Source organism: Oleiphilus sp. HI0066, assembly GCF_001635725.1.
This window is the reverse complement of the sequence record NZ_LWFH01001418.1, coordinates 1-782: the sequence shown is the minus strand read 5'-3', so window position 1 is coordinate 782 and position 782 is coordinate 1. Positions and strand designations below refer to the sequence as shown.

The 782-nt window shown below is 40.8% G+C and carries 2 protein-coding genes; one reads left to right on the top strand and one right to left on the bottom strand.

Translation table 11 applies throughout. The features are described 5' to 3' along the window. The coding region (locus tag A3738_RS31380) for a hypothetical protein (RefSeq protein WP_068763847.1) at positions 1 to 276 on the top strand (276 nt) is incomplete at its 5' end. Positions 277 to 294: 18 nt separating this feature from the next. Here A3738_RS31380 and A3738_RS21540 read toward each other — a convergent pair. Further along, positions 295 to 782: sensor histidine kinase KdpD (locus A3738_RS21540; protein ID WP_197473957.1), on the bottom strand; the 488-nt coding region annotated here is incomplete at its 5' end.

Below are 782 nucleotides of genomic sequence, written 5' to 3'. Positions count from 1 at the left end.
GGCGAGTTAGTATTTAAACAAGTAGATAACTTAGGCTTTCAGCTTGATAGCATGGGAGTTGAAAATCAGATCAATCGACATACACTGATTGCTGCGATTTTTGCAGGACAAAAACGTGTTGAAGGCGAAGTAGATAGCTTAAAAGCACGCGCGGAAAGCACGAAAGCAAACGTTGAAGAGACATTTTCTGTTGCTGAAAAGCTAGCAAAAAGTGGCTTCGAATTAGTTACCTTTCCCGCGACTTACGCGTTTAAGCGAGTAAAACGCGCGGCATAATTAGCATTTTTCAAATGTTTAAGCAGGTGTAGAAACTTCTATTCCTGCTTGTTCATTTTTAATCTCATTCCCTTCTACGATATCAATTTCAGGCAACTCAAGGGTCACAATCAAACCTGGTTCATTATCGCTAAGTTTAATTTCTCCTTGATGCAGTTCGNCAACCGCTTGTACAAGACTCAAGCCTAAGCCATTCCCCGGTTGAGAGCGGCTTTTAGCAACACGATAAAAGCGATCAAAGACTTTGGATCGTTCTTCTTCAGGAATACCAATACCAGAATCTGCAATAGACAACCTTACTAGCTTATCGTGGAGATCGAGCTCAATGGATATATCTCCATCATTGGGCGTGTATTTGATTGCGTTATCGATCAAGTTGCTGACAGTTTGAAAGATTAGGTCTTTGTCACCGTGGATTTCGATATCTTTTTGAACCCTTATGCGAAGCGTTTGTTGTTTATCTTCAGCAACCAATTCATAAAGCTCTGCCGAATCTAACAGTAGGT